General features: G+C 34.5%; 4 protein-coding genes and 1 pseudogene. All 5 read left to right on the top strand.

All coding sequences use genetic code 11. The annotated features are described in order from the left end of the window. Positions 1 to 1,673, top strand: a 1,673-nt coding sequence (locus OIU83_RS23380; RefSeq protein WP_264208685.1) for a T9SS type B sorting domain-containing protein, incomplete at its 5' end; no start/stop codon positions are given. A gap of 87 nt (positions 1,674 to 1,760) precedes the next feature. Further along, positions 1,761 to 2,654, top strand: a complete 894-nt coding sequence (locus tag OIU83_RS23385) for a PorP/SprF family type IX secretion system membrane protein (RefSeq protein WP_264208686.1) — start codon at positions 1,761 to 1,763, stop codon at positions 2,652 to 2,654. A gap of 427 nt (positions 2,655 to 3,081) precedes the next feature. Next, positions 3,082 to 4,530 (top strand): autotransporter outer membrane beta-barrel domain-containing protein, encoded by a 1,449-nt coding sequence (locus tag OIU83_RS23390; protein WP_264208687.1) that lies wholly within the window; start codon positions 3,082 to 3,084, stop codon positions 4,528 to 4,530. Positions 4,531 to 4,656: 126 nt separating this feature from the next. Further along, positions 4,657 to 7,773 carry a gliding motility-associated C-terminal domain-containing protein gene (locus tag OIU83_RS23395; protein WP_264208688.1) on the top strand — a complete coding sequence of 1,039 codons (3,117 nt, stop codon included), beginning with the start codon at positions 4,657 to 4,659 and terminating at the stop codon, positions 7,771 to 7,773. A gap of 1,219 nt (positions 7,774 to 8,992) precedes the next feature. After that, a pseudogene (locus tag OIU83_RS23400) lies at positions 8,993 to 9,655 on the top strand (hypothetical protein); the annotation flags it as partial.

Raw genomic sequence — 9,655 nt, forward strand, 5'->3', positions numbered from 1 at the left:
TTAATACTAATGGCTGTAGTACAATTGTACCCGTTGCAGTAATAATAAACCCTCTTCCAGTTATAACAATTACTAATCCTGCAGCAGTTTGTTCACCAAACACGGTAGACATTACTGCTACGGCAGTAACCACTGGAAGTGATACAGGTTTAACTTATACTTATTTTACCGATGCTTTAGCAGCGACTCCGCTAGCTACACCTTCAGCCGTAACCACAAGTGGCACGTATTACATAAAAGGTACTAATGCCAATGGATGCAGCACAATTGTACCTGTTACAATACTTGTCAATGCGCTTCCAATTATAACAATTACTAATCCTGCAGCAGTTTGTTCACCAAACACAGTAGATATTACTGCTACGGCAGTAACCACAGGGAGTGACATAGGTCTAACTTATACTTATTTTACTGATGCTTTAGCAGCGACTCCGCTAGCTACACCTTCAGCCGTAACTACAAGTGGCACGTATTACATAAAAGGGACTAATACCAATGGCTGTAGCACAATTGTACCCGTTGCAGTAATTATTAATATTTCGATAATTTTAGTAGGAACAGAATCTACAATTTGTGCAGCTGATGGTTTAGGATACGTTTTGACACTAAAAGTAAGTGGTCAGGCACCATTTGTAGTAACAGGAACTGGAGTACCTGGAATTTGGTCGGGAACTACATGGACTTCTAATAGTATACCTGCTGGAACTAATTATAATGTGAGCGTTCAGGATGTATATGCATGTAACACGTTGGTAGTGGCAAATATTGCTCCAACTTGTTGTGTGTTTCAAGTTGTTTGCCCTACTTTTCCAGCAACAACTATTGCGAGTTATAATCAATTACCAACAGCAACTAGCTTGACTATTGCCGAATTTGAAGCTTTAGGAAATGGAGATGGAATTATCGGTAACAACCCTTGCGGAGTTATAGAGATTACAGCGTCTAATGGAGTTAATACAGGATGTAGTAATTGTAGTGTAATAAGAACCTATACAGTAACAGAATATGCAGATACAAATAATAATAAAATGCGAGATGTTGGAGAGAATACAGTTTTAAATAGTGCTATTTGTACACAAACAATTAGTATAAGTAAAGTAGTTTCTAATGATGCAAGTTTATCAAATTTAATTGTGAGTGATGGCATCTTAAGTCCGGCATTTAATACTGATACCATGAATTATACAGATGGAGTAGTAAATAATATCGGCTCAATAACAGTAACCCCTACTGTAACAGATCCAACAGCAACGATAACAATTAATGGAATAACGGTTATTAATAATGGAAGTATTGCAATAGTTCTAAATGTTGGTGACAATATGATAAGAATTGTAGTTACTGCCCAAGATGGAACAACAAAGGAAACCTATACTATAGATGTTAATAGATCGGTTGCACCAAATGGAGTAGTAGTAAACAATGTCCTTACTCCAAATGGAGATGGTAAAAATGACTATTGGGAAATTAAAGACATTCTTTTATATCCAAATAATAAGGTCACGGTTTATGATCGGGCAGGGAGAATAGTATATTCTAAAAACACTTATGCTAATGATTGGGACGGTTCTTATCAAGGAGCTCCATTGAGTAACGAAACGTACTATTATCTAATTGATCTTGGATCTGACTTAGCTAAAATTAAAGGATTCATAACAATTATAAGGAATTAGTAACAAAGAGTTTAAAAGGGAACAAAGAAGTAATATAAATTGTTATATCATAACCATACAGACATGAGTACAATCAAAAAAAGATCAATGAGACCAATATATATTCAGATAATAATATTCTTAACTATACTAGGTACAAATACAGCTAATGCACAATTAACTGAATTTCAGTCTATGTATTTTCAAAATCAATACATAATCAATCCAGCTATGGCAGGATTTGACAAAGGATTGAATTTAAATGTAGGTTATCAAAGACAATGGGATCCTGTTCCTGGAAACCCAGTGATTATGAATGCGACTGTTGATTATAACTCTGGAGACAGAGTTGGTCTGGGACTCAAAGCTAGTAGTGATAAAGCAGGTTTAATCAATAGAACAAGAATATTAGGTACTTATGCGTATCATTTACCAATTAGCGGGAAGGATCAAAAGTTGAATTTCGGACTTTCTTTAGGAGTTAATTTTGCCAATCTTGATTATGATAAGATAATAGGAAATCAAGATGATCCCACATTGCAGAATTTTAATGAAGGAGGTACTTTAGATGGGGATTTTGGGATTTCATATACTTCAAAATTATTGACTATACAGGCAGCATTACCAAATCTGAACAGCCTTTTATTTGAAAAGGATAATGATATAAAAAAATATGCAGATATTCCAATCTTTTATTCGGCTATAAGTTATAAAATATACTTGTCAAACCGAGAAAATGACTTTAACATTGAGCCTATGGTTGCTTATAGAGGTATAAAAGGATACAAAGATATTCTGGATGTAGGGGCTCGGTTTAATATGCCGGAAAATCATATAAATTTATCTGCTTTTTATCATAGTAATGAGGTCTTTTCTACATCTTTAGGAATTGCAGTAGATCAATTTGGCTTTTTCTTATCCTATTCTAATTATGTGGGTAATACAGGTGCTTATGCAAATAACACTTTTGAATTTGGACTTAGTTATAGATTTTTGGATTAAACAAATAATGAAAAGGAGGAAAGATCTTTATTTTTTACTTTTTGATTAAAATCAAATTTCACTTTTAATTAAGCTACTACAGAAAAGTTTTCTTTAGAAGTGTTTTTTTGCCTGGAATTATTATAAACATTCTGAGTTTGCTTTTAGTAAAACTTAATGTTTTAGATAGCTTTAGCAAAATAATATTTCATGTATAAGCAAGTATTTTGTATCCAGGAATTCCGTTTAGGAAAATAAATCTATGGCAATATTTTGGGTAATATAGAACATAAAGTTTCTTGATTTTTATTGTTGTGTCTCATCATGTTTTTTTTTGATAAAGGAGTGTTAAAAAAACTTATTATTTAATTGTATGTAATTACTTGCATTTTTTGATTTTAAAGATACTGAAATAAAGTATCTTTAACATGTTTGAAAATAATGTAACATGAATAGAAATATACTTATCATAGTGGTTTTACTTCTGTTTAATTTTGGATATGGCCAGAATAATTGGACAGGGGCAGCAAGCACAGATTGGGAAGATAATTCAAACTGGAGTTCTGGTCACACACCATTGGCTACCGAAAGTGTAATTATATCTAACGTACCCAATCAACCAGTCATTTCTGTTGCTGGAGCAGTTTGTAGTCAGATTGTGATGTCAAATTCAACTCCGGGGAGTACTGTTTCTTTAACAGTAACGGGAGCAGGAATTTTTACAGTAGGAGCAATAACGATGGATGATACTGGAAATGATTCAGTTATTTGCAGTTTGAAAATAGGTACAGGAACAGTAAACGTATCTGGAAGTGTTTTTATGAATGGATCTGCTAATCGAAATAATATAAGTTTCACTGGTGCAGGAACTTTAAATATAGGCTTTTCAATATATGGAGGCGCTCTAAGTGCAGGTACAGGATTGGTAAATTACAATAGCACAACACAACAACAAAATATAGCTTCTTTTACTTATTATAACTTAACTATTTCGGGGAGTACCAGTAAATTAGTTAATACTGCAGGAGTAATCGTAAATGGTGTTTTTTCTATGGAAGGCACTGCAACAGTTTCGGCTGCACCAACTTATGGTTCTGCAGCAGCTTTGGAATACTATACAACAACCCCTCGTACAGCTGGACCGGAATGGGTTACTCCATTTACGGCAACACGAGGGGTAATTATTTCAAATACGGGAGCAATTACAACGGATTCTAATAAAGCAATGAGTGATAATGTACCGCTTACCATAAACAATGGAGCAACTTTGTTAACGGGTACAGATATAGGAACGGGTTTTAATTATAATTTATATTTTAGAGGTGATTTTATTAATAATGGAATACTTATTTCTTATGGAGATGTTTTTATTGAAGGTACTGCCAGTATACAAAGTATTGGAGGTTTTACAATAGAGGGAGGGGCAGGAGTCCACATGAGAAAAACTATAGGTACAGCTACTCTTAAAAATAATATAGCAGCTGGTTTTTTAAGAATAAACGGTATAGGAGGGACACTTAATTTAGGTACTGGTCTAACACATACTTTTACAGAAACATTAGGTTGGATAAGAACAAATGGAACTTTGGATGGAGGCTCTAGTCTTTTAAAAATTGGAGGAGATATATCCGGAAGTGGAGGTAGTTTTATCGCAGGCACAGGTACAGTAGAGTTCAATGGAGTAAATCAAAATTTAGGTACAGGAGCTATAACCTATAATAACTTAACATTTTCTGGCAGTGGAGTAAAGACAATTTCACCAGGAACAGTAACAGTAAATGGTACTCTTTCTATCGAAGGTGATTCGATAATGAGCATTTCTACTGCACCTATTTATGGAGCTACAGCAACTTTGCAATACAATAGTGCAGTAGCGCATACAGTAGGAGCAGAGTGACTTAGTGTATTTACAGCTACAGGAGGTATTATTATTTCTAATACAGGAGTTGTTTCTATATCAGGGCTTCCAGGTATAAAAGTTATTGGAAATAATGTACCATTAAAGATAAATAATGGTGCTTCAATGTTAATTACAGGAGGGACTAATTTAAATTTAGGAGGGAACTTTAACAATAATGGAGGATCATTGGTTTCTGATGGAGGGATAACTTTTACGGGTTCTGGTAATCAGAGTATTGATGGTTTTACAACAACAGGTTTTGTTCGTATGAGTAACTCAACGGCTATGATTACTCTCAAAGGAAACATAAATGGAGGAATACTGGCTATGAATACTGCAGGAGGAACACTTAATTTAGGCAATAATTTAACTCATACCTTTACAGGAAATTGGATAAATACGGCTAGTACTTTAGAAGGAGGCTCTAGTATTTTAAAAATAAAAGGGAATTTAGCAGGATCGGGAGGCACAATTTTTAATGCTAACACTGGGACTGTAGAATATTATGGAACAAATCAAAATCTAGTAGCGGGTACTATAGTTTATAATAACCTTATATTATCTGGTAGTGGGACAAAAACAATTACAAATGTAACCACAGTCAATAATGTACTCTCTATGGAAGGTACTGCATTTGCTTCAGGAACACCCTCTTTTGGTCCTTTGGCTACTTTAATATATAATAGTTCTATATCGCATACCGCGGGCGATGAATGGGCGAGTCCATTTACAGGAAGTGGTGGGGTTATTATTTCTAATACAGGTACAATTACAAGATATAGTTATACATCCGTTTCGATAAGTTTTAATGAAAATATCCCACTAACTATTAAGGGTGGTGCATCATTATTAATTACTGGTAATCCTAATTTAGCTTTAGGTGGTAATTTTATTAATGAGGGAGGATCATTAATAACTAATGGACTAGTTTATTTTATAGGCTCTGTTAATCAGGATATTGCAGGAGGTGTTACATTAACAGGACCTCTCGGAAATAATGCTATTGTTATGAATAAAAGAGGAGGTACTGCAACTTTTACAGGTAATATCAACGTTCCTTTATTGTATATAAATGGGACGGGTGGTACACTTAATTTAGGTACTGGTTTGATACATACTATTTCAGGTAATTGGTTTAGAGTTAATGGAGCAGTAAATGGAGGAACCAGTCTTTTAAGAATAGGAGGGGATATAAATGGAACTGGAGGGGCCTTTATTCCTAATACAGGAACAGTAGAATTTAATGGAACAAATCAAAATTTAGGTACAGCTGCCTTGACTTATAATAATCTTATTTTATCTGGCTCCGGAACCAAATTTTTTGGAGCTACTACAACAATGAATAATACTTTGTCTATTGCTACAGGAGTTATTACAAACCTTAATACTAATCTCATACATACAGCAGCCAAATTATCGCTTGGAGAAACTGGTACTGCTAGTGGTTCTTGGGGGAGTACAGCTTCAAGTGCTATGAATAAGGACAATACTTTTTTTACGATTAATAATGGGATTCTAAACGTAGGAATGAGTTCTTGTATCGATTTTGTTACTGTGGCACAAATTACCTATGTAGCATTTAATACTTTAAATAAAGTCTCATCGGGAACCACTTCTTATGAAGATTTTACAGCAGATACTCCAACAGATGTTAATCAGGCAGAAAGCTATATACTAGTAATAAAAGGAAGTACTAATGGGAATAATACGAGTTTTTATACTGCTTTTTTTGATTGGAATAACGATGGTGATTTTGATGATTTAGGAGGGTATTTTGAGATTGGTACTATTATCAACTCTACAGGAACAGATGGACAACAAGCTTCTTTTTCTATTCCAATACCAATTGATGCTGCTGTAGGCAATATAAAAATGCGGATAATCGGTCGTTTAGGAGGATATAATACGACCCCATGCACAATTAATAGTAGTACAGGTCAGGTCGAAGATTATACAATTAATATTAAAGCTTCCTGTGTGGGAACACCTACACCAGGAGTTACTATTGCTAGTATAGGATTAGATTGCACAGGTACTCCCTTTACATTATCATTACAAAATACAACTACAGGAGGGGGAGTAACCTACCAATGGCAAACTTCACTGGATAATATTACATGGAGTAATGTTATAGCAGCAATTAGTTCTACCTATACAACTTCGCAAACAGTTACAACCTATTATCAATGTTTAGTAACTTGTAAGGGGAGTACAGGGATTTCTACATTTGTTTTGGTATCATCGGATCCAATTATTCCAATATTGGGAGATATTAATGGGGAGTGTTCTATAACCCCACCATTCCCCGTTACATTAGATGCTTGCGGGAATACTATTACAGGAATAACATCCACAGTTTTTCCTGTAACTACTGCAGGTACGACAGAAGTAACCTGGACATTTATCGATAATAACGGAAATGCTTCTATGACTAAGCAGAATATAATTATTGCTGATACTACACCACCGGTTTTTGTTGGAGTACTACCATCAAATACAACCATCGAGTGTAGTGTAGTAATACCAGTAGCACCAATAATTACTGCTGTAGATAATTGTTCGACAGTAACAGTACTATTTAATGAGACAACAATTAATGGAAGTTGTTCAGGAGATTATCAACTTCATAGAACCTGGATAGCTACCGATACTTCTGGAAATGAAGCCATATATATGCAAATTATTAATGTGCAGGATACAATGGCGCCGGTTTTTGTAGAACCATTACCAGAGGCATTAGTAAATGCAGATTGTGATTCAGTTCCAATAGTAGCCACACTTACCGCTACTGATAGCTGTGGAACCGCAACAGTTGATTATACAGAAACTAAAGAAGACGGAAATTGTAGCAGCAATTATACGATTAATAGGACTTGGGTTGCCAGTGATAATTGCGGAAACCAAAAGTCATATACACAAACGATAAAAGTAACATGCTTGGCAAATGTGTACAATGGTATTTCGCCTAACGGAGATGGAAAAAATGATACGTTTATAATAGGAGGTATCGATTGTTATCCAAATAATAGTGTCAGGATATTTAACAGATATGGGGTAGTAGTATATGAAAAAGAAGGATATGATAATGTGACCAATGTTTTTGAAGGATTTTCAGATGGACGAAATACGCTAAAAAGAGAAGAGAAGCTTCCTACAGGAACTTATTTTTATACGTTACAATATGATAATAACGGAAATAAAGTCGAAAAATCAGGATACCTATATATTAGTACTGAATAGGTTTAGTCTCAGTTTTTAGTCTCAGTGGTTTAACCGCAAAGGGCGCAAGGTATTACGCAAAGTTCGCAAAGGTTTTAAAAATCTGTGCCATTCGCGTTACTTTATGGACAATGTGGGAAATCTTTTTAATTCTATCTAACTCTTTGCCAAAGGAACACAGATTAAACGGATTTTATTTTTGATTATTTTAAATCCGTTTCATCCGCATCCCATTATAGACAATTTAAGTTAGCAACTCTTTGTTAAAGACCAAACGCACTTTCTTTAAATCTGTGGCAAAAAAAATTAACCGCAAGGTTCGCAAAGCTTTTAGTTTTCAGTCTCAGTTTTCAGTTCTAGTCTTGCATCTTTCTTCTTGTATCTCTCATCTCTTTTAATCTCGGTACCTCAGAGCCTTAGTACCTCAGTACCTAAAATTTAACCCTAATCTATGACTTTAAAAACTTCTAGAGGTTATATTAGTTGGTATTTATAGAGAACTTTGTACTTTAAATTGTAGGGTAAACAATTTTTTTGAATTCAAATTTTTTTTGGGTTTTTGTTATTAGTTAGATGAATGGGGAAGCTTCGGTTTCCCCATTTCTATTTTAGGGAAATTTGTAAATTATATTTTGAGATAAGGAATTAAAAAACATTTCGTCAAGATTCATAAAAAAGTAGCAAAACTCACAAAGATTTATATTTCTTTAATATTTTTCTCAAAACTCTTATTTCTAAGCCCAATGTCATTAAGTTAAGAGATTTTAGATTGAAGATTGTTTCGCCTGTTCGCGCTTCCAGGCTCAGGTAACGATTGCTGATTTTTGATTTTACGAGGTTTTATACATCTGAAATCAAAAATCGTTGGTCAAAAATCTTAAATCATTTTTAAATAGTTGCTTAACTTAATGACATTGCTCTAAGTCACATCTTACTTTTTTAAAAACCAGAGCCTTTCCCCTTTTAATCTCCTCTTAATATATCAGAGTCTTTGCTGCTTTGAACCTCTGTTCCTTAGAATCTTTTTTAAATAAGAAATGTCTTAAACTACAAGTTTAAAAACTTATGGAGGTAAAAACGGAAAGGCTTTAACTAGACCTTTGCAACTTGAAACTAAGAATGTTAGCTAAATGTTGAAAAATTTAGTATTGGTCGAAGTTTAACAGAATGTGATTTAAGAGGTTTTTCTAGCCTCTATAATAATTTAAATGATAATAATAACCCATAATGATTGAATCTTATGAAGAATAGATTACTCCCATTACTTGTTGTCTTAGGTAGTTATTCGGCTTACTCACAGGTAGGTATCGGAACGCTAAATCCAGATGCTTCTGCTCAATTAGAAGTTTTGGCTAAGAACAGAGGTGTCCTAATCCCTAGAGTCGAATTATTGAGCTCTACAGATGTTACTACAATTAAAAAGAATGAAAAAGGCAATTATACTGAAAGCTTATTAGTTTTCAATATAAATACTATTTCCGATGTTATTCCAGGGTATTACTACTGGTACAATAATAAATGGAACAGAATGGCTGTTTCAGGTGAATCTACTGGAGGTAGTGGTGGTACAGCATCAGGCGAAGGCATTCCTGCCAAAGACGGACAGCCTGGTTATCCTGGGAAAGGGGTGAGTATTTATACAGATACAAAAACAGGTATTGTTTATGTACAAAACTCCGATGGTACTTGGTCTTCAATTAGCGGGCCACAAGGTATTGCAGGTGTGCCTGGAGTAGCTGGACTTGTACCCTCTGCCGGTACAACAATTGTTGTTGATAATACTACAGGAACTGTATATATCTTAATACCAGGAAAAGATCCGAAAGATGCAGACAGTTGGTCACCAATCAACGGAGCAGCAGGAAACAACGGAAAAGACGGAATGATTGGTGGAACAGGAGCA

The sequence above is a fragment of the Flavobacterium shii genome (assembly GCF_025847235.1).
Lineage (GTDB): Bacteria > Bacteroidota > Bacteroidia > Flavobacteriales > Flavobacteriaceae > Flavobacterium > Flavobacterium shii.